Annotated in this window: 22 protein-coding genes and 2 pseudogenes; 17 read left to right on the forward strand and 7 right to left on the reverse strand. The window is 44.7% G+C overall.

The features are described 5' to 3' along the window. The 6 genes from NG833_RS01880 to NG833_RS01905 all read left to right on the forward strand — a co-directional run. The coding region (locus NG833_RS01880) for a hypothetical protein (protein ID WP_254563638.1) at positions 1 to 212 on the forward strand (212 nt) is incomplete at its 5' end. Between the two features lie 174 nt (positions 213 to 386). Continuing rightward, a complete protein-coding gene (locus tag NG833_RS01885; RefSeq protein WP_254563639.1) occupies positions 387 to 1,523 on the forward strand; it encodes an AAA family ATPase in 1,137 nt (378 codons plus the stop codon). Between the two features lie 42 nt (positions 1,524 to 1,565). After that, complete coding sequence (locus NG833_RS01890) at positions 1,566 to 2,138, forward strand: Uma2 family endonuclease (RefSeq protein ID WP_254563640.1); 573 nt, start codon at positions 1,566 to 1,568, stop codon at positions 2,136 to 2,138. A gap of 126 nt (positions 2,139 to 2,264) precedes the next feature. Next, positions 2,265 to 2,804, forward strand: a complete 540-nt coding sequence (locus tag NG833_RS01895; protein ID WP_254563641.1) for a Uma2 family endonuclease — start codon at positions 2,265 to 2,267, stop codon at positions 2,802 to 2,804. Positions 2,805 to 2,954: 150 nt separating this feature from the next. Continuing rightward, complete coding sequence (locus NG833_RS01900; RefSeq protein ID WP_254563642.1) at positions 2,955 to 3,164, forward strand: hypothetical protein; 210 nt, start codon at positions 2,955 to 2,957, stop codon at positions 3,162 to 3,164. Between the two features lie 5 nt (positions 3,165 to 3,169). Beyond that, positions 3,170 to 3,436 carry a type II toxin-antitoxin system YafQ family toxin gene (locus tag NG833_RS01905; protein ID WP_254563643.1) on the forward strand — a complete coding sequence of 89 codons (267 nt, stop codon included), beginning with the start codon at positions 3,170 to 3,172 and terminating at the stop codon, positions 3,434 to 3,436. A 20-nt stretch (positions 3,437 to 3,456) separates the two neighbouring features. Here NG833_RS01905 and NG833_RS30900 read toward each other — a convergent pair whose 3' ends face one another. Next, positions 3,457 to 3,597, reverse strand: coding sequence for a hypothetical protein (locus NG833_RS30900; RefSeq protein ID WP_375293869.1), 141 nt, complete (start codon positions 3,595 to 3,597; stop codon positions 3,457 to 3,459). Between the two features lie 410 nt (positions 3,598 to 4,007). Between NG833_RS30900 and NG833_RS01910 the strand changes: the two genes are divergently transcribed. Both NG833_RS01910 and NG833_RS01915 read left to right on the forward strand, forming a co-directional pair. Beyond that, positions 4,008 to 4,220 (forward strand): type II toxin-antitoxin system VapB family antitoxin, encoded by a 213-nt coding sequence (locus NG833_RS01910; RefSeq protein WP_254563644.1) that lies wholly within the window; start codon positions 4,008 to 4,010, stop codon positions 4,218 to 4,220. Next, complete coding sequence (locus NG833_RS01915) at positions 4,207 to 4,614, forward strand: PIN domain nuclease (protein ID WP_254563645.1); 408 nt, start codon at positions 4,207 to 4,209, stop codon at positions 4,612 to 4,614. The genes NG833_RS01910 and NG833_RS01915 overlap by 14 nt, the downstream gene beginning before the upstream one ends. Before the next feature lie 3 nt (positions 4,615 to 4,617). On the opposite strand, the gene NG833_RS01920 is transcribed toward NG833_RS01915, so the two are convergent. The 5 genes from NG833_RS01920 to NG833_RS01940 form a co-directional block, all read right to left on the reverse strand. Then, a complete protein-coding gene (locus NG833_RS01920) occupies positions 4,618 to 4,872 on the reverse strand; it encodes a hypothetical protein (RefSeq protein ID WP_254563646.1) in 255 nt (84 codons plus the stop codon). A 180-nt stretch (positions 4,873 to 5,052) separates the two neighbouring features. Further along, positions 5,053 to 7,881: an NACHT domain-containing protein gene (locus tag NG833_RS01925; protein ID WP_254563647.1), complete on the reverse strand. Its 2,829-nt coding sequence runs from the start codon at positions 7,879 to 7,881 to the stop codon at positions 5,053 to 5,055. A 3-nt stretch (positions 7,882 to 7,884) separates the two neighbouring features. Continuing rightward, on the reverse strand, positions 7,885 to 8,247 hold the full coding sequence (locus NG833_RS01930) for a hypothetical protein (RefSeq protein ID WP_254563648.1): 363 nt from the start codon (positions 8,245 to 8,247) through the stop codon (positions 7,885 to 7,887). 134 nt (positions 8,248 to 8,381) lie between these two features. Further along, the gene (locus tag NG833_RS01935) at positions 8,382 to 8,594 is read right to left on the reverse strand and encodes a hypothetical protein (RefSeq protein ID WP_254563649.1); all 213 of its coding nucleotides are present in this window, start codon (positions 8,592 to 8,594) and stop codon (positions 8,382 to 8,384) included. A gap of 145 nt (positions 8,595 to 8,739) precedes the next feature. Further along, positions 8,740 to 9,393, reverse strand: a complete 654-nt coding sequence (locus NG833_RS01940; RefSeq protein ID WP_254563650.1) for a Uma2 family endonuclease — start codon at positions 9,391 to 9,393, stop codon at positions 8,740 to 8,742. 554 nt (positions 9,394 to 9,947) lie between these two features. Here NG833_RS01940 and NG833_RS01945 point away from each other — a divergent pair. The 4 genes from NG833_RS01945 (at position 9,948) to NG833_RS01960 (ending at position 11,250) form a co-directional block, all read left to right on the forward strand. Further along, positions 9,948 to 10,133, forward strand: a complete 186-nt coding sequence (locus tag NG833_RS01945; RefSeq protein WP_254563651.1) for a BrnT family toxin — start codon at positions 9,948 to 9,950, stop codon at positions 10,131 to 10,133. Between the two features lie 31 nt (positions 10,134 to 10,164). Continuing rightward, positions 10,165 to 10,383 carry a BrnA antitoxin family protein gene (locus NG833_RS01950; RefSeq protein ID WP_254563652.1) on the forward strand — a complete coding sequence of 73 codons (219 nt, stop codon included), beginning with the start codon at positions 10,165 to 10,167 and terminating at the stop codon, positions 10,381 to 10,383. 295 nt (positions 10,384 to 10,678) lie between these two features. Beyond that, positions 10,679 to 10,912, forward strand: a complete 234-nt coding sequence (locus NG833_RS01955) for a DUF433 domain-containing protein (RefSeq protein WP_254563653.1) — start codon at positions 10,679 to 10,681, stop codon at positions 10,910 to 10,912. Next, positions 10,909 to 11,250, forward strand: a complete 342-nt coding sequence (locus tag NG833_RS01960; protein ID WP_254563654.1) for a DUF5615 family PIN-like protein — start codon at positions 10,909 to 10,911, stop codon at positions 11,248 to 11,250. Before NG833_RS01955 ends, NG833_RS01960 begins: the two co-directional genes overlap by 4 nt. Before the next feature lie 533 nt (positions 11,251 to 11,783). Here NG833_RS01960 and NG833_RS01965 read toward each other — a convergent pair. Continuing rightward, the gene (locus tag NG833_RS01965) at positions 11,784 to 12,989 is read right to left on the reverse strand and encodes a bifunctional 2-polyprenyl-6-hydroxyphenol methylase/3-demethylubiquinol 3-O-methyltransferase UbiG (protein WP_254563655.1); all 1,206 of its coding nucleotides are present in this window, start codon (positions 12,987 to 12,989) and stop codon (positions 11,784 to 11,786) included. Between the two features lie 439 nt (positions 12,990 to 13,428). Between NG833_RS01965 and NG833_RS01970 the strand changes: the two are divergent. From NG833_RS01970 to NG833_RS01985, 5 genes and pseudogenes are all read left to right on the forward strand, one after another. Then, positions 13,429 to 16,128: pseudogene (locus tag NG833_RS01970) on the forward strand (phycobilisome rod-core linker polypeptide); the annotation flags it as partial. Positions 16,129 to 16,308: 180 nt separating this feature from the next. Then, a pseudogene (locus tag NG833_RS30905) lies at positions 16,309 to 16,680 on the forward strand (phycobilisome rod-core linker polypeptide); the annotation flags it as partial. Between the two features lie 476 nt (positions 16,681 to 17,156). Then, positions 17,157 to 18,356 (forward strand): KamA family radical SAM protein, encoded by a 1,200-nt coding sequence (locus NG833_RS01975; protein WP_254563657.1) that lies wholly within the window; start codon positions 17,157 to 17,159, stop codon positions 18,354 to 18,356. A gap of 45 nt (positions 18,357 to 18,401) precedes the next feature. Next, on the forward strand, positions 18,402 to 18,980 hold the full coding sequence (locus tag NG833_RS01980; RefSeq protein WP_254563658.1) for a GTP cyclohydrolase I: 579 nt from the start codon (positions 18,402 to 18,404) through the stop codon (positions 18,978 to 18,980). A gap of 25 nt (positions 18,981 to 19,005) precedes the next feature. After that, the gene (locus NG833_RS01985; RefSeq protein ID WP_254563659.1) at positions 19,006 to 19,995 is read left to right on the forward strand and encodes an ATP-grasp domain-containing protein; all 990 of its coding nucleotides are present in this window, start codon (positions 19,006 to 19,008) and stop codon (positions 19,993 to 19,995) included. Positions 19,996 to 20,035 lie beyond the last annotated feature (40 nt).

The raw sequence follows: 20,035 nt of genomic DNA on the forward strand, positions 1-20,035 counted from the left end.
TCCAACAAATAAATCATCCTTGCTTTGATGCGATCGCACCTAACAAGGCTCTTTTAGCCCGCGCAGGCGGGCTTTGTCCGTGTAGCCCCACCCTTCAGGGTGCGGGTTTTTTGAAGGTTTTATTTTTTGGAGTTCCCTTAAAGGAGCAGAGTGCTTCGTCGCTTACTGCCGAGAAATTGGTCGAAAGTTTTGGAATCAACCCGATTTTCTAAGCAATTATGAGTATCGCTTCGTTAGTATCCGGGACATCAGTATTTCTAAAAAGCCCACTCGCACCCAGTCAAAGTAGCAAGCTATTCATGACTCCCCAGAAAAGATGCTAAAGATTACTTCGCCAAATTACCTGCGGTTTGATAAATTGGTTAGATGAGGAGACCCACAAGATAATGCTGGAAAAAATAGAACTTTATAACTTCAAAAGTCATCGACATACGCAACTGAGCTTAGATAATTCGCGTCTCCATGCTCTAGTGGGGCAAAATAGTTCCGGTAAAACCTCCGTTTTGGAGGCATTACATTATCTGAGCAGACTGGCAGGTTCACCCTTTAAAAACATTTTTACTTATCAAAGAAATCCTGAATTTCTGACCACGATGGGGCAAACTCGGATGGCTGTTAGTGCCAGTGGTTTCTGGGGATACTACACTCGAAAAAATTGGGAAGTATCATACAAATTTGAGAAAAGAAATAATAATTCGTGGTACCCAACTGCCTCATGGAAAGTGGATAATCATGAGAAACAGAGTATAGAGTCATGGTCAAACTCTTTGAATGAGGCTTCTGAACCAATACCCCAAGCCTTGAGATATGCGGTTCATTTGAAGCTAGTGGCGACGAACCTGGCTGAACCGGGGTACAGTGAAGCCTTAACACCGCGAGTTGAGTTTGATGGGACCGGGTTAGCACCGACTTTGGACTATCTTCGGGACGAAGCACCCGATCGCTTTCAATCCTTGCAGGAACTCTTGCAACGGGTTGTTCCTGGGGTTAAGAAAGTTGGAGTCAGACGCGCTAAAGTCAAAGTCAATCGTCAACGCCTCATCGAAGTGGATGGAAAAGCGATTTCCTACGAAGAAAGCCAGGAAATGGCGGGACAAGAGGTGGTGTTAGACATGAATACCGGCGATCGCATTCCAGCCCATGCCATTAGCGAAGGAACAATGCTGGCCCTCGGATTATTAACCGTTTTGATGACTCCCCAACAACCCAACTTAGTCTTACTGGATGATATTGAACAAGGACTGCATCCTAAAGCCCAACGGGAATTAATCGCGGTTTTTCAAGAGATTCTTGCAGAAAATCCTAATTTACAAATCATTTTTTCCACCCATTCCCCCTATATCGTCGATGAATTAACCCCCTCTCAAGTCCATGTATTAAGCAATTCTCACTCGGGCTTTACTTCATGTAAGCGCTTGGATGAACATCCAGATGTGGAATGGGCTAAACACAATTTAACCACAGGTGAATTTTGGGATGCGGAGGGGGAAGATTGGGTTTTGGCAGGAGAACTCAATGATTGAATTTATAGTGATTGTGGAAAGTAGCGCTGATGCCCGAACTGCATGACTCCCCAAGAGTATTTGGACTGGGAAGAACAACAGCCGATTAAATACGAATACGTCAACGGCGAAGTGTTGGCGATGACCGAGGGAACTCTGGGTCACAATGCGATCGCCCTTAACTTAGCCTCTGCCTTGAAAAATCACCTCCGAGGTAAAGGCTATAAAGTTTTTATGGCAGATGCTAAACTCGGAATTTCTAAAAACGGTCCCTTCCACTATCCTGATGTGATGGTAACTTGCGATTCCCAGGACCTAAATGCTCGAAAACTTGTTTACTCTCCTTGCCTGTTAGTAGAAGTTCTTTCTCCAGGTACGGAAGCCTTTGACAGAGGGGATAAATTTAAACATTATCGCCGTATCCCCACCTTAAAAGAATATGTCCTGATTAGTGCTGAAAAAATCAGTGTTGATTACTACTGTCTCAATGAACGGGGAAAATGGGAACTCACGTCTTACTCATTGGACGAACTGAATAGTGAACCAGCAGAAATAGAAATCAACCTGACCGCTGTTGACTTTTGTTTTCCGATTTCTATGCTTTATGAAGATGTGGAATTTCCAGATAACACTTAGCAATTCAGGGATGAATGATTAGGATTGATTGGCAAATTTGGATGGTAAGAATTAGAGGCGATTCTCCTCCCCTCCCTAAAAATTGCGCTATACTCAGACTAGGCACTGTTGCTCTAGGAGAGAGTTATGGAAACTGCAACCCTGATTCAAGACAATTTCTCTCTGGAAGACTTTCTCACCCATCCCCCCGACGCAATGGAATGGGTGGATGGACAACTCGTGGAGAAAAACGGGATGACATTAAAGCATAGTAAAATCCAATTGAACTTAGGAAGCTACTGGAAAGACTACCAAAAATCTAGTGGTCAAGGGGGACAAGCGTATGTTGAGGTCCCCTGCCGCACCAATCAGCAGGGACGGCGACCTGATGTGGCTTATATTACGCCAGAATTATTAGAGCAATATGGGGATTTTGCCACATTACCCCAGAGTTTTCCGCTAATTGCTGAAATCGTTTCTCCCACGGATTTGGCGGAGGATATTTTTCTAAAGGCGCGGGAATATTTAGACTCCGGTTGTTTAGAAGTTTGGCTGGTTTTTCCCGAGTCTCATCTCGTTTTCATTCAGACCCAAACTGAATTGTTATGCTTTAGATCCGGTGAAGTTGTCGCAACTCAGCAAGTATTGCCCGGGTTTAGTATTTCCGTTGATGAGTTGTTGGCATGATGTTTCCAAATTGGGATAGCCATTCCCTTGAGGATGAGGGCAATTCTCGTTAAAGTTCCTCTAAACAAGGGTGCTTTTGGGCGGGTGTCGGCTAGTTTATGGCAAAATGCGATATCATGAAAAGCGGTTCAGCATCATGAGGCTTAGTTAATGATGAGATTTAGTGATGTAGTTGATGTCATCAAGAGTCTTTCTACAGATGAAAAGCGAGAAATTTCCCTGTTGTTACAGCAGTATCTTCGTGAGGAGTCTCGTGACCAGATTTATGAAAATTTTCAAGTAGCCAAGCAGGAAGAAAAGCAAGGAGACCTGATGTTTTCTAGCCAGATTAACCGATTGAAAGAAGAATTGCTTGAATAATCATCATGGAAGTTAGTTTCAGTTCTGCCTTCAAACGGGCGTTTAAAAAGAAGATTAAAGGCAGTCCAGATTTGGAGGCAAGGTTTTGGCAAAAATTAGAACTGTTTATTATTGACCCATTTGAGCCTAGTTTAAAGACGCACAAACTCTCGGGTAAGTTAAAAGACTTATGGAGTTTTAGTGTGGAGTATGATGAGAGGGTAGTGTTTTATTTTACCGAAGATGAAAAGGCTGTATTTGTTGATATTGGCAGCCATGATGAGGTGTATTAAACGCTCAAAAACTGGGATTCTTAAACCTCCTCTAACCCGCTTTCAAGGGCAGATATCAGATGAGGTTGATTGGGGGGAAAGCCTTTTAACAGCGCTTCTAGGGGTTCCTCGGTGAGGAAGACTACGGCGATTACCCCGGTCAGTTTTTGGCAAAAGGCGATGAGTGCTGGGGTGGGTTTCGTAGGGTTGGAAAATGTTTCGCCACCTTATAGGATGGCACCGTGGGGGAGGAGGTGGGGCGCGTTTTAGGGTTTTGAGGTGGCGATCGCAGTTCTGCGGGGGTGCCAGGGGGCTTCCTCGGGACAAGTGATTTCCCAAATCAGTTCGAGTCAGGGTTTTGCTTCCCGGAGGGCATTGAGCCAAAAAATGTTAACATGAGTAAGGCTATGCTCTAATTAAGGGAACTCCAAAAAATAAAACCTTCAAAAAACCCGCAGGCTGAAGCCTGGGGCTATACGGACAAAGCCCGCCTGCGCGGGCTAAAAGAGTCTTGTTAGGTGCTTAACCATCGGGATTTGGATGATTTATTTGTTGGAACACCCTAATCAAAAACAAAAATGAATTATTAAGCATGAAAACCTCCATCGAACTGAACGAAGAATTAGTCAAAGAAGCATTGCGCTTAACCAATATTCAGACAGAACAAGAATTGATTAACTTTGCTTTAGCCGAGTTAATTCGTAACCGCAAAAAACGCAATTTACTAGAGTTAAGCGGGCAGATTCAATTTTCAACAGATTACGATTACAAAGCCTTACGGGAAAACCGCAATGTTTCTGATTGATACATCGGTTTGGATTGCTATTTTCCGAGACAGGACTGATACCGTCCGTCAATCTTTGTCAGCAATTATTAATGAGCAACCGATTTTTTTGAGCCGATTCACTCAGATGGAACTGTTGCAAGGTTGCCGAGATGAACGGGAGTGGAGGCTATTAGAAACTTATCTGCAAGACCAAGACTACATCGAACCCACTCCTCATACTTGGGTCGCGGCTGCCCGAATTTATTACGATTTGCAACGACAGGGGTTAACGGTTAGAAGTAGTATTGATTGTTGCATTGCTCAACTGGCGATCGAACATCAGTTCATTTTAATTCATAATGACAGGGATTTTGAGACAATTGCAACGGTGACAAGCCTTAATAGTTTACGCTTTCGACCTGACAATAATTAATCCTCAAGTCTCCTTTAACCCGGTTTCAAGAGCCGATAGTTGAGGATTGTGGGACAAATCCTCTAAGTTACTATCGAGACAACCCATAAATTCTTTAGCTGCTTCTGCAAATGAAACTTCAGGGGGTTCTATTGTTTTGGGCGCTTTTTGCTGTTGGCTAGATTGGTATTCTAAGAATTCTATGAATTCAAGTACCTTTTGCCATTGTTCAGGGGGCAATTGTCGATTTTTTTGGATGGCTATTTCTAGAGTAAGCATGGTTCGTTAATAGGGTTTGCCAGTAGCTTTCGGTGGTGCGGACTGTGAACCCTAGGGGAGTAGAAACAATAAATTTAACAATTGCTTCCATGTTTTAGCTGAAGGCTAGGGTTTGCTAATATTTTAGCGAATTTGAGAACTTGGGGTGAGGGTTCGGAAACCGGGTTTCTTGATGGCTGCTTAAATCTCCCCTAACCAGGTTTCAATGGCAGATATCAGATTCGATTGATTGGGGGGAAACCCTTTTAAGGGCGGGTCTAGGGGTTCGTCGGTGAGGAAGGCGACGGCGATGACCCCGGTCAGTTTTTGGCAAAAGGCCATGAGTTCTGGGATGGGTTTCGTAGGGGTGGAAAATGTTTCGCCGCCGAAGAGGATGGCACCGTAGGGGAGGAGGTTACCGCGTTTTAGGCTTTTGAGGTGGCGGCGCAGTTCAGCGGGGGTGGCGGGTTCCGGGAGGTCTTCCTCGGGACAAGTGATTTCCCAAATCAGTTCGCTGAGGGTGAGGGCGATTTCCCCTTCGCGGGTTTCGTTGGCGAGGAGGTCCGCGTTGAGGCAATAAATCGGCAGGTGTTGCAGGGATTCCCAGGTGAGGGGAGAGGCGAAAGATGGTTCGCCGCTATGGGGGGTTTGTTCGGTGACTTCGGGATGGGGGGTGATGGGGGGATGATGCCATGCTTGATGAAATTGGGGATAGGGGAGATTTTCGGCACACACCCAAAGGATTGAGTAGAATGCCCTGGATCTGCTACGGCTAAAGCCATTTTGGTAAACTTCATCGCTGAGGCAATTTTTTAAAGCAGAGACGACCCATGCATATTGTTCCTGTGTGCTGAGGATGTGTTCCAGTATCATACCCTCTATATAATATAAATCTTCATGCTCATTCTCACTCGTGCAGAGAAATTTGAGGAGCGCAGGGATATCCTCGGCCTTCCCGAAGTCCAAGTTATCTGAACTATCAAAATTAGGCAGGTGGATATGGATAACTTCGATCTCTGATTTGATCGCCTCCGGATTTCCTGGGTCGATTTCCCATAAGCTCCTTGCGGCCATCTTACGAGTCGATTCATTATCAGTCATGCGGATAATTTGGCGCAACCCAGCGATCGCCTCGGGATTTCTTGGGTCAATTTTCCCTAAACTCTCTGCGGCATCTATCAGGATATCTTTATCTGAGCCATTCTCAATGATTGCACGCAGTTCTGTAATCACCAGCCGTCGAATAGTTTCAGATATCGCTTTTATCGCCCTTATTGTAATCTGATGATTAAAACGTATCCACTCCTGTTTCTCAATATTAAAAGAACCAAACCTCCACTTCACTAACTGCCGAACAATCTGAGCAGCCAGTGAACAAGCCTTAAACTCATTAATTCCTGCTGCTGCCAGAAAATAGGCTCGATATTCATAAAATCCTCTATCTACTTCCTCAAAATTCCACTCTGCACAGCCATCCTCAAACTCAACAAATCCTCTACCTACTTCCTCAAAATTCCACTCTGCACAGCCATCCTCAAACTCAACCAACGCCCAAATAAACCCCTCCTTCTCCTGAGCCTTAATATCCTCACGTCCCAACCACAACAAAATCACCTGCTTCCACTGCGGTTCAAAAATCCGATACCGCTTCCCCTTCACCGGACAATCTACATGATTCCGAGGCAGAAAATAATCCCAATTCGGCACTGCCAACGCCGCAAAATATTCCTGAAACGTGGCATGATAAAACCCATAAACCGGGTCTTCCGGTTCATCGGCATCCTCTCCCACCTTATTCAACCAACCCAACTTTAACGCCGTATCTAATAGAGAATTCTCGTCGGGTTCTCCCAAATATTCACAGACCAACCGATGACTTAACCGAAACCGACTCCTCTCCCCATCAAGGGATATTTTGGCTAACTCTCCCAATGCTGTATTTAACTGTTTTCTTTCCTCACTTCTTACCGGGAACTCTTGTTTCTTCCAATGATAAATATAGTTGACAAACTTTTCATACAACTTAGCTGTTGTATCGGGCAATTTTCTGTTTCTTCCTGTCCAAGTCGAACATAACAAAGTTAACCGTAGGGGATTGCGGCATAAATCCTTAATCCGTTCCTTCCCCGACTCTTGCAACTCTGACCACAAGAATTCCGCTAACTGGACATCCTCACCCTCCGCCACTAACCCCCGAAACCACCGTCGGATAAACTCCTGCATTTGTTCATCCTGAAACGGTTGGGTGAGATAGGTTTGAAACCCCTGTAACTGGCTGGGGTTCGCTTGCCACAAATTCAAGCGACAGGTGACAATCATCCGCGCATCTGTCACCCAACCTCGCAATTTTAACGCCTGTTGGTCGGTCTGGCTCATCTCATCCAAGCCATCCAAGAGTAACCAGACTGCACCCCCTTTAAATTTCTGCTCCCAGTCGGCTTTAATTTCCTCTCTGGACTGCCCCAATGCCTCTTTAAGCCATTTTTGCTCTAAATACTCTGCCAGGGGTTGACTGCCCAATTCTGCCAAAGATACCCAAACCACTAAATCATCGGTTTCTTGTAATAACCAAAAGGCTAATTTCTGGAGTAAGGTGGTTTTCCCCGCCCCCGGTTCCCCAATAATGGCAAGACATTTCTCCGTGCGTTGACGAATCACTTCTTGGAGAAACTCTCGGTAAGCAAACCGTTTTTCGACTTCCTGCCGGGTGAACAAGTCGGAACCTTTTTCGGGGTCAATCTCTTGGGGGTGTTTTTGGTTCTGACTCCGTTTCGGTTTCACTAAGGCTAAATCGACAAATAAATCCTCATCGATTAAGTTGCGGTTCCCATAAACCTGTCCGACAACGGTATTGCTGGTTAATTGCACTTGCCCTTCTAGCATCTTACGGCAAATGTCGCGGTCAATCTGGCGTTGCTGGGTTGTTACTCCGACGTAGGTATTTTGAACACCATAATTAACACCAGCAACATTTCCTTGCTGACCCTGGTTTCCTTGACTCCCGGTATTCTGATTAGTTGGTTCTGACATAGACTAATCCTTCTCTTTTGTCCAACCCTCGATCGCCCCAGCAACGATCGCCCCCACTGGATTTTGCTTGAGTCCTTCCACCAGTCCACCCCGCGCCGCCCGGATTGCTCGTTCCTTAAAGGTTGGCTTCTCCTCAATTTGAGCAATGACTGTTCCCGCAAGCCTCATCTGTTCGCTCGTGGTGGTTGCCTGAGTCACGTCTAAACCGGCCAGCAAAGTTTGAATCTCTTTGACTGTCGCCTGAAGTTCAGGATCTGAGGTGTTCGTCTGAACCCCGTAGTTGACTCCCGCCACATTATTTTGAGTGCCTTGATTATCCACACTGCCGACTGGAGCGTTGAACTGTTGCTTTTTACCTTCTGTCATCAGATTACCTCATAGATTGATCTAAATTCCCGGCTACCCAAAATGCAGCCGCCACCGATGGCTAGTTTTACGAGGGATTGCCCTACATCCATACTCATCTCCTCAACCCTGTGATTATTCTAAGGGAATTTTGGTCATTGATGATTCTGGCGCACTCGTTTTGAACGTAGCTGGAGCAAGGATAAAAATTCCACGAGTTCAACCAGTCCCTCAGCTTCCTGTTGTTCTTCTAGAGACAGGGGATACCCGTTGTCTTGACGATCTAAAAGAAATTGCAAACGGTTTTCAACGGCTGGGGGCAGTTGAAAGCAAGTCAGTTCTAGGGGGATTTCTACGATTTCGGGCATAGCGCAGTCAGCCTCAGTCTGTGGTTGGGTTAATTCTATTCTAATCCCAGGAGAAGTCGAGAGGATTGTGCCAGTTGCGGCATAGATCCTTGATCCGTTGTCTTTGTCTTTTGTTGTCTGTGGATGCGTGGACGGTGAGGAAGTCTTAACTGATAAAGGCTTGATGTTCTGGGGATGCCAATCCCGCTTGTAGGGTTTCCAAAACGGCGGCGAGATTATTTTGTAACAATTGCGTTCCATTTAACCATAAACCGGGAAACACTCGACTGCACAAAATCCCCTGTTCATTGGGAGAAAGAGACTGATAAACGCCCTCTTCCAGATAAAACCAATCTAGTTTTTGGTCGAAGATTTGCCAAACTAGATATTCTTGCACCCCATTGCGCCTATACACCCGTTTTTTATCCCCTAAATCAATAGCCGCACTACTGGCTGCAATTTCCACCACTAATTCCGGTGCCCCTTGGATGTAGCCTTCTGAGGTGAGTTGAGAACTTCCCCCTGGAATCAATAACACCCCATCGGGTTGAAATTCGTTGTCTGAGTCGAGGCGAAGGGTGGGTTCAATACCGATTTCTGTCCGTGGGGTTGCCATTTTATAAGTCCATAGCAATCCGATTAAATCGGCGTGGGGTTTCGCATGGGTGGTAAACCGCAGGGGTGATGCCATATAAACGACTCCTTCAATTAATTCGGCTTTCTGATCCGTAGGCATGGCGGCGTAACGTCGCTCAAATTCTCGGTAGCTGAGGCGATCGCCATTTTCCAAGGGCGGATAGATTTGAGGTTGAAGTTGCATAGTTAGTATCGACCAGAAACTAGGGGACGGTTTGATTATAGCGATTCGGTGATGGGATAGGGTCAAACTGGAATGTTTCGGGTTGATTCAGGACTTACCCATGAGCCCGGTTTCTGTAGAGGCGTTTCGCGAATTGCCCCTACATTGAGGGTCTGTCCTGCAAAAATGCGTAAGTCCTGTGATGGGTGGATCGGTGGGTTCTTCATAGAGGATGAGGGCGATTCTCGTTCCGAGACGCTTCGCGATTCTCGTTCCGAGACGCTTCGCGAACGCCTGGTTGCTGAGGTCATCTTCGCAGCAGGGGTGGAAACTTCGGCATTTGATTCTGTTAATATGAATTTTTGGGAAAATTTAGTTACAATATGTAGTAACAATCAAGGCATTAAAGTTGAATTAGATGAAATAAACGTCTTACAAACCTCTGCACATAGAGACCTAACCCCCCAGCCCCCTTCCCTAAGAGGGAAGGGGGAGCAAGACGGATAAATTCCCCTTTGAGGTCAAATTGAGATGCTCCCCGTAAACATGGCATTGATTTTGTTGATATTTCCCTCGTGTTTGATGGAGACATCGTAACAATTGAAGATAACCGATTCAATTATGGAGAGCAAAGATTGGTGACTTTGTGTTTGTTGCAAGGGCGAGTAATCGCTGTTGTCCATACAGAACGAGAAGAATGTATTCGGATTATTTCTGCGAGAAAAGCTACTAAATATGAACAACAAATTTACTTCGAGTAACTCTCAAACTGACTGGAACCGCCTAGACCAGATGACTGATGAAGAAATTGATTTTTCTGATTGTCCAGAAATTACGTCAGAAATGGTTACTAAGGCAGTAGTTAGGCGAGGTTCACCAAATTTTAAGACGAAAACACAAGTCACTTTAAGTATTGATAGTGATGTTTTAGATTGGTTTAAATCTCAAGGTCAGAGTTATCAGAATGAGATTAATCGTTTACTGCGATCGTATATGGAAGCCCAGCAATAGTCTCTTGGCTTGGATTCAGAAAGCGGGTTTATGTCCAACTCTCTAATTTGTAATTGAAATTGTCTCAGAAACCCGCTTTCTTAAAGTTTCAAAGATTGACTGAGTAGTTTAACGGGTTTTCGTCAGGCAGGAAAGATGCTGTCTCACAGGAATTCTTTGAGGTCACGCCCTATCCTTACTCATTATGCAACCCCTGATATAAAGGAGTAGCTTTTCGGAAGGGTGAAGGTTGCGTTTATGCTATGCTCTAATTAATGATAAAAACCAAATGATGGATTAAGCACGAAAACGGGTTATGAACTTAACAAATGATTTGCTAAACCGCATCACTCAAACTCCTGGTCAATGTGGGGGTCGTCCCTGTATTAGAGGGATGCGAATTCGGGTTACCGATATTTTAGAAATGTTGGCGGAAAATGTTAGCGTTACTGAAGTTTTAGAAGACTTTCCTGATTTAGAACTCGCAGATATTCAAGCTTGTCTGCTGTTTGCGGCAAGACGCACTGATTTTCCTAGACTAACGGCATGAAGATTTGGATCGATGCTCAACTGCCACCCACGCTGGCAAATTGGCTGACAGAAACCTTGGTTTTGGAAGCGAGTTCATTGCGAGATTTAGGGCTTCGAGATGCTCAAGATATTGAAATTTTTGAAGCTGCAAGAGCCGAAAATGTTGTAATCATGACAAAAGATAGTGATTTCATCGACTTGGTATGTCGTTTAGGAGCGCCTCCTCAAATTTTATGGCTAACTTGCGGCAATGTCACTAACCGCAACTTGCGACAATTGTTGAGTGCTACTTTGCCGGATGCATTAGAGCAGTTACGCCAAGGAGAAATGATTGTGGAAATTACTAATACTCCTTAGAAGAACGAGCAATCATGGTCAAATGTACTTTTTAAAAAGCCGCTTTTTTATGATAGCCCGTGCAGACGGGCTTTTTTCGTATTCTTGACCCGGCGAGGGCAGTCGGAAGAACCCCACCCTAACCCTCCCCTTGCCAAGGGGAGGGGACCGGAATAGCCCGCGCAGGCGGGCTTTGTTTGTATAGCCTCCGGGCTTTAGCCTGTGGGCGCAGGCACACAGAAGAACCCCACCCTAACCCTCCCCTTGCTAAGGGGAGCGGACCGGAGTAGCCCGCGCAGGCGGGCTTTGTTTGTATAGCCTCCAGGCTTTAGCCTGCGGGCGCAGGCACACAGAAGAACCCCACCCTAACCCTCCCCTTGCTAAGGGGAGGGGACCGGAGTAGCCCGCGCAGGCGGGCTTTGTTTGTATAGCCCCAGGCTTTAGCCTGCGGGGGACCGGGCACAGAGAAGAACCCCACCCTAACCCTCCCCTTGCTAAGGGGAGGGGACCGGAGTAGCCCGCGCAGGCGGGCTTTGTTCGTATAGCCCCAGGCTTTAGCCTGCGGGACTCAGTAAAATCAGTTGCCGTTTTTGCAGACTTCTCACTCCCTCTAAATCCAATTTCCCTCCAGCCAAAATCTCTCCAACAGTTTTCATCCCCTCTCCTTTCTGGGAATTGGCATCACAACCTTTCATAAACTCAAACTCATCCTCGGATAAAGTCACGAGTTGATAATTGTAATCAAATAAATGTTGTGAGGGCCAACCTTGTAAACAGAGACTCACTTCGGGAATAGCTGCTAACAAGGCTTGGTCATTTCTCCAGTCCATTTTAACCAGGGGAGGACGGGCGAGGAAAAACTCATAGTGAGTGATTTCTGGATCGAGTAATTCAATCAGTCGATATCGGGCCCGATCGCCTAACTTCTGCGCCTCTCCCATCAACTCCGAATCCTGACCTAACAACCGCTCGATATTCCAATAATCCGGATTCGAGAACCCCAAAAACTCTAACCCCGAGGCATCAATCAACTCAAACAACGTATCGATGTTATAGTCAATCTCTTGAGGATGCAGATACATATCGGCAAAATTGGCATCCCGGTGATTTTCCATCGACCATCGTTCTTTTTCTCGCTTCACCAAACGGTTATTTTCCGGTAATGCCGCAAACACTTTCCGCCCAATTTTCACCCCCTCTTGATAGTCACCAGATTTCTCCCCTTGCAGCAGGGCGATCGCCTGTTGCATCAGTTGAATTTCCCAGCGTCCTAACTCCGCATACACAAAAATATGCATAATTCCCCCAGGGGCCAACTTCGTCGCTAATGCCTGAATCCCGCGAATCGGATCCGGGAGGTGATGCAACACCCCCACACAATTAATGTGGTCAAATTCCCCTTCCAGTTGCGCCACGTCATAAATACTGAGATGATGGAACTCAACCCGAGAGGCCCCAGACCTGCGACACCGATCGCGGGCCACCTCTAAAGCCCCCCCACTTAAATCAATCCCCGTAATCTGCGCCTCCGGGTTCAGATGCACCAAATATTCCGTTCCCACACCCGTCCCGCATCCCGCATCCAAAATCCTCACCGCCTGAGTTGCCGGTTTGCGCCCGGTACAGAAGGCATAAGCCGCAGGCCAAGTCCAGCGCCAATTATACCCCGGTGGCGGTTCATCTAGGAGGGCTTCCGGGGGAAACGGATAGGTATCATACAGTTGTCTAACCGCAGCAGTAATCTCTTCAGAGTTTGGCATAATCGCAAGATGGTGGATGGATGATGGACAGAAACACAACAGGGGCAAAGGCGATCGCCAAGCCCCCTAACCTGTAACAAATCACAGGTTTGAAATTACCAATTTATAGTTTACAATTCAGAACGTAACAAAACTTATCTTTTTTCTCAGTTAGGTGCCGCAATCCAATATGATGGCACGATAGCCACTGGGTCAAAGTTCTACATAATTCTTAACATAAGAGGGGGTGATACCGAATCGTTTTAAGCTAAAAACTATGTCAAAGAAAACCCCCGATAGTGGGTTAAAGGACATGGGAAAGCCTTCGGGAGGAAGTCCACATTAAGGACAACCTGATCAACGTCAATCCTTCATCCTGACTCAGTGTGGCAGTTTAAACCGGCATCTAAACCCATTGATGCCACAAAATGATAATTCTATTGGGAGCTTTTGAAATCAGATGACTGTAAAGGCAAGTGGTGGAAGCTCAGTTGCGCGTCCGCAACTCTATCAAACCGTCCCCGTTGCGACCATTTCCCAAGCGGAACAACAAGACCGCTTTCCGGGAAAAAGCGAACTGACCGAACTCCAGACATTTTTCCAATCCGGAACCAAACGGCTGGAGATTGCGGAAGTTCTGACCAAAAATTCAGAACTGATCGTATCCCGTGCCGCCAACCGGATTTTCACGGGTGGATCGCCGATGGCGTTCTTGGAAAGACCGAAAGAACCGATGGTGATTAACGCCCCCGTGGGTGCGAATCAAGACATCAAACAGGGCATGATGCTGGGAACCACCACCTATGTGGAAAGCAAAGGTGGATTCTTAGAAGGCTTGCGGAACATTTTCAGTTCCTCTAGCGGCCCCACCCCCTCGGGATTCCAACCGATTAACATTGCCCGGTACGGTCCTGGAAACATGACCAAATCCCTGCGGGATTTGAGCTGGTTCCTCCGTTACCTGACCTACGCAATGGTTGCCGGAGACCCGAACATCATTTCGGTGAACGTGCGGGGTTTACGAGAAATCATTGAAAGAGCCTGTTCTTCTTCCGCAACCCTGGTGGCATTGCAAGAAATGAAGGCAGCATCTTTAGGCTACTTCAAGCAGGATGAAGCCAGCCGGACCCTGATCGGCGAATATTTCGACGTTTTGATTACCGAATTCAAAGCCCCGACGCCTTCGGATAAAGTCCGTCAAACCGGCAGCAGTGACAAACAAGGCTTGCAATTGCCGCAAATTTACTTCATCGCTTCCGAACGTCGTCAGAAGTTCGTCATGAAGACGGGACTCTCGTCCTCGGAAAAAGAAGAGGTGATCAAAGCCGCCTATCGGCAAGTCTTTGAGCGGGATATTACTCGCGCCTACAGCTTGAGCGTGTCTTACCTGGAATCTCAGGTGAAAAACGGCACCATCTCGATGAAAGAGTTTATCCGGCGCTTGGGTCTGTCGCCGCTGTATCGGCAGCAGTTTTATGAAAAGTTTGTCAACAGCCGTGTGGTGGAATTGGCACACCGTCATTTCCTCGGACGTGCTCTGAGTTCTCGCGAGGAGTTTAACAAATACTTTGCGATCGTGTCCCAAGGGGGTTTAGCCGCTTTGGTGAACGCTCTAGTCGATTCTCAGGAATATTCTGATTATTTCGGCGAGGAGACGGTACCTTACCTGCGCGGTTTGGGCCAAGAAGCTCAAGAGTGCCGGAACTGGGGACCTCAGTTTGACCTGTTTAATTACAGCGCGCCGTTCCGCAAGGTTCCGCAATTTATTACCCTGTTTGCGGACTACAATCGGCCTCTGCCGGATCAGCACGCTTATGGTGCCGGGAATGACCCCCTGGAAATCCAGTTTGGGGCGATCTTCCCGAAAGAAACCCGCAATCCGAAAAACCGTCCGGCACCGTTTGGCAAAGATGCTCGCCGGATCCTGATTCATCGCGGTCCTGGCATCAACAACCAATTGAGCAATCCAGCAGCGCGGGGTATGTCTCCGGGTTCTCTGGGTGCGAAGGCGATCAAGCTGGATCAAATCCCCAGTGGACAGAAACAGTATGGTCAGCGCGGTGGTACTAAGTCTGTGCAAGGGGTGAGCGTTAAATACTCGGAGAGTTCGACTCAAGGGGTGATTACGGCAGCCTATCGCCAAGTATTTGGCCGGGATGTTTATGATGCTCAACGGCTGAAGCTAGACGAAATTAAGCTGGAAAACGGGGATATTACTCTGCGGGAGTTTATCCGGGCGTTGGCGAAGTCTGATGTGTTCCGGAATCTGTATTGGAGTTCGCTTTATGTTTGTAAGGCGATCGAATACATTCACCGCCGTTTGTTAGGTCGCCCGACCTACGGACGGCAGGAAATGAATGCTTACTTTGATATTTGCTCTAAGAAGGGTTTCTATGCTCTTGTGGATGCGCTTATCGATAGTAAGGAGTATGAGGAAGCCTTTGGGGAAGATACGATTCCTTATGAGCGCTATCTGACTCCGGGTGGTCAAGCGTTGCGATCGCTCCGAGTTGGCACGATTGGCGACAAGAACCTCAAAGTCGAGAAAGACGAACCCTCGCGCTTTATCGAACTGGGTACCGTTCCCGATCGCTCGGTACCGGAAATCGAAACCCGCATCGGCCAAGGGGTTGGCAAACGCCGCGAACAAACCAAGGTGTTCAAGCTCACCAACCGCACTCCGGTGGAATCTCAAGCGGTCATTCAAGCGGCTTACCGCCAAATTTTCGAGCGCGACCTGAATCCTTATGTGATTAAGAACGAGTTCAGCGCGATCGAAAGCAAACTGCGGAACGGTGAAATTACCGTGAAGGAGTTTATTGAAGGATTGGGGAATTCCAAACTGTATGTCAAGGAGTTCTATACCCCCTATCCCAACACCAAGGTGATTGAACTGGGAACCAAGCACTTCTTGGGTCGTGCACCGTTGAATCAGCAGGAAATTCGCAAGTATAACCAAATTCTGGCGACCCAAGGGATCCGAGGATTTATCACGGCAATGGTCAACAGTATGGAGTACCTGCAAGCGTTTAACGAGGATACGGTTCCTTATCGTCGCTTCCCGACTCTGCCTGCGGCCAACTTCCCGAATACAGAGAAGCTGTATAACCAGTTGACGAAGCAGAATAAAGACTTGGTTGTGCCAAGTTTTGATCCGGTGAACTCCATGATGGATCCGACCAAAGGCCCGCTAATGGCGAGTGCAATGGCATCCCAAGCAGCACATAAATTGGATGTGGTGCAAGTGGGACGGTCCGTGAGTGGGGTGATGCCGCAACGGTCTACGGCGAGCAAAGTGGCGCGGATTTATCGCGTGACTGAGCAGAAAGACCCGGCTGAGATGGAAAGTGCGATCGATGCCATCTATCGTCAGGTGATGGATATCTACAGTGAAGAAATTCCCGCAGAATTCCGCCTGAATCACGCCGAAGCACAACTGATTCGCGGCGAAATTTCCGTCCGTCAGTTTGTGGGTCAGTTGGCAAGTTCTGATGCATACCAAGCTCGGTTTGTCAAGCCTTATCCGAGTTTAAAAGCGGCGGAATTACTCTGCCGTCACCTCTTGGGTCGCACTCCTGCAACCAATGAAGTGGCTGAGTCTGAGCAACTGCTAACGGAAAGCGGTTTAGCCGCCGCAGTGACTGCATTGGTAGAAGGTGCTGAATATAATCGCTATTTCGGCGAGAATGTTGTGCCTTATCCTCGTGCCTAGTTTTGAGGAGATGCAATTTTTGAGGGGAGATAGGTTGGATTAGATTTATCTCGTCTTGATCAGAGTTGGATAACCCAGTCTGGATGACAGACTGGGTTTTTTTTGTGGGGAATGAGATAAAACCCACACTCTGAAGGACAGTGCTGTTCCAGTTGGGCAATGGCGGCAGTCTGCCAGCGCATTACCATTGGGTCTACTTGCAGTCCGGCGAGGAGGGCTTGGAGACTGCCGAGTGATCTTGATTTTCGGCTTGGGGGCGTTCTTGTCTTCTACCATTAGAGGCAACTATCCGCAATTTTTATATTTCTTAATCAAATCACCGTCTTTTTCCGTCTTTTTCCGTCTTTTTCCGGCTTTACAAAATTAAGAGGATTGAATTAGGATTAACACAAGAAAATTTTTATCCAATTTAATTTAATAAAAACTATTTAAAGTCTGATTTTTAATTGTCATCAAATGATATTAGCTATAAAATCATGAATAAAGATGTAATAAAAACGGTCGATCAACTTAAAGTCTATTTAAATACAATGAAAGTTGACTCGGATTTAAAATCTGATATAATAGAAGGATTAGCCCAAAATTCAATGTCCCTGACGATAACTCATCATGTACTTAATTTGATTGACTGGAATAATCCTAGTACCGATCCTATTCGGAAGCAATTTCTTCCCTTGCATTCAGAATATTTACCCTCTCATCCTCAATCAAGAATTGATTCTCTCTCAGAAAAGAAACAAGAAGTTTCATCTGGCTTAATTCATAGATATCCTAATAAATTATTATTCTTGTCCACCAATTATTGCCCAACATACTGTGCTTTTTGCACCAGAAGTTACACGGTAAGTAATGATACGGAATTTCTCAAAAAAAGTAAATTAGAAGAAGCATTTAAAACCAGAGTAAATAATCTTGTTAAATATTTGAAATCAAACCCGAATATTAGTGATATTGTTATATCAGGAGGTGATATAGCTTCTGCAAGTACGTCAATGATTGACATTATTTTGAGTGCAATAATAAACATACAAACTCTAAAAACAGTCAGGCTTGCCACTAGGACACTCTTATTTAATCCAGATATTTTTTTACCTAAAACCCAATTATTTGAATTGATTACAAAGTATTCTAGTCGATTCAAAAGTCAAGGTATTGAGTTGTCAATACAATGTCACTTCAATCATGCAAATGAAATTTCTACAACTTCTCAAGAAGCTACTAATTCATTATTTAACTCAGGGGTAAAAATAAGAAATCAAACTGTCTTATTAAATGGAGTAAACTCTAGTCATGAAGCTCAAAAAGAGTTGATACATAAACTTATATCTTCAAATATTGAACCCTACTACGTTTATCAAATGGATATGGTAACTAATGCAGAGCATTTTCGTACCAGTTTAAAGACTTGCATTGATATATCAAAAAGTTTGACCGGATTATTCCCAGGATTTCATCTTCCTAGATTTATTGTTGACTTGCCATTTGGAGGTGGAAAGAGAAGCGTATATGAATACGACTTTTATGATGATAAATATGGTGTTTATTGGTTTAGGTCACCGGCTATATCTGACGATAAAATTTATTTTTATTGCGACCCACTAAAGTATTTGAATGCACATATTCAGGAACAATGGATTAGAAAAAAATCGATTTCAGCCATCTACAATTTAGATTAGCTAGGATACTCGCAAACATCACTTATTCAAAGAAAATACTTAACAATGGACCTCGATAAAAATCATCCAGAATTTTATTTGTTAAAATGGCTATCCTCTATAATTCCAGCAGACCACTTAGAGAGTTTTGAAAAATCTATTAATAAAAAACCAGGGAGAATAACTGAGGGCTATAAAGAATTGATGGCAAGCTATCAAATAGAAAATGCTCAACCGCTAATCACAGTAACCGAGGAGTTGCCCGAGCAAAATTATGGAGGTCTTGTAAGCGGATTAGATATACCATTTATCTCATTTTGTGAACATCATTTTTTGCCTTTTTTTGGAACAGTTGACATTGTTTATGAACCCGGAAAATACATCATCGGAATTGGCAAGTTATCTAGGTTGGTTGACTACAGAAGCAATAAGTTTAATATTCAAGAGCGAATTGCGGAGCAATTATGTAGCGATTTAATGGAATTTGGTTTAGCTAAGGGAGCCTTTGCTCGTGTCAAAGCTCAACATATGTGTGTTTGTTATCGTGGCCCAAAGAAATATAATTCCTTCAATACCGTTTGTTATGCCAGTGGGACCCTTGCCGAAGATTCTAACAAACAGCAAATTGGTTTAATTATTAACTAATTTTTTGAATTAAGGGTAAAAATTTGTGAAAATAAATTTGGTTTATAACTTACGAGAAAATCATCCTTTAAAAAAAGGCAATTATCCCCTTGATATTGATGCCGATTGGGATATGATGGATACCATTAATTGTTTACAACAAGCCTTCAAAGAGATTGGCTTTGATGTTGAATCAATTTCTTGTGATGATAAAATAGTACAAAAAATAGCTAATTCAAATTGTCTTGTTTTTAGTATTTGTGAAATGTTTGGAGGCTCTTATAGAGAATCATTAATTCCGTCTTTGTGTGAATTATTGAGATTACCTTATGTATTTTCTAGTCCTGATGTAATGGTCAAAACTTTAGACAAAAACATTTGCAACTTACTGGTTCATCAAGCACAGCAAAATGTTCCCAGTTCTATTTATATATCTGATTGTCAAGACAGCCAATTTTTAAGCAAATTGAATAATTATCCTTATATTGTAAAACCTGCTTTTGAAGGTAGTGGTATGGGAATTTATAATCGCTCTGTTGTTTACAAATATGCGGATTTAAGTGCGCAAGTAATTTATAATTTAACTCACTATAAACAACCTGTTTTAGTTCAAGAATATATTGAAGGGGTAGAGGTGACAGTCGGGGTATTAGGGGAGGGTCAAAACATTGAAGTCTTGGCACCAATTCAAATTGATTTACCTTTTAGTAAAGTATATGGTTATGAGCAAAAAGAAAATTCTCAAACACAGGCAATATATTCTAATGTCAGTGACGACTTGATTTACAGAAAAACTATCGAAGCTTCAAAAATCATATATAGAACTTTAGGATGCCGAGATGCAGCTAGAATTGATTTTCGTTTTGATTCTCAAAAGAAAAAACTATATTTTTTAGAGGTGAATCCTTTACCCCATTTACATCCAGAGATTGGAGACTTTTGTCGTTCAGCTTATGCTGCCGGTTATTCTTATTATCAATTGCTACAAAAAATTTGTAGTTATGCCGTGCAGAGAAACAGCTATAAAACTTCATAGGAAATTATTATAGCATATAATAAAAATTACATTTTTGTAG

This window comes from Oscillatoria sp. HE19RPO (genome assembly GCF_024220515.1).
Taxonomy (GTDB): Bacteria; Cyanobacteriota; Cyanobacteriia; order Cyanobacteriales; family Laspinemataceae; genus Laspinema.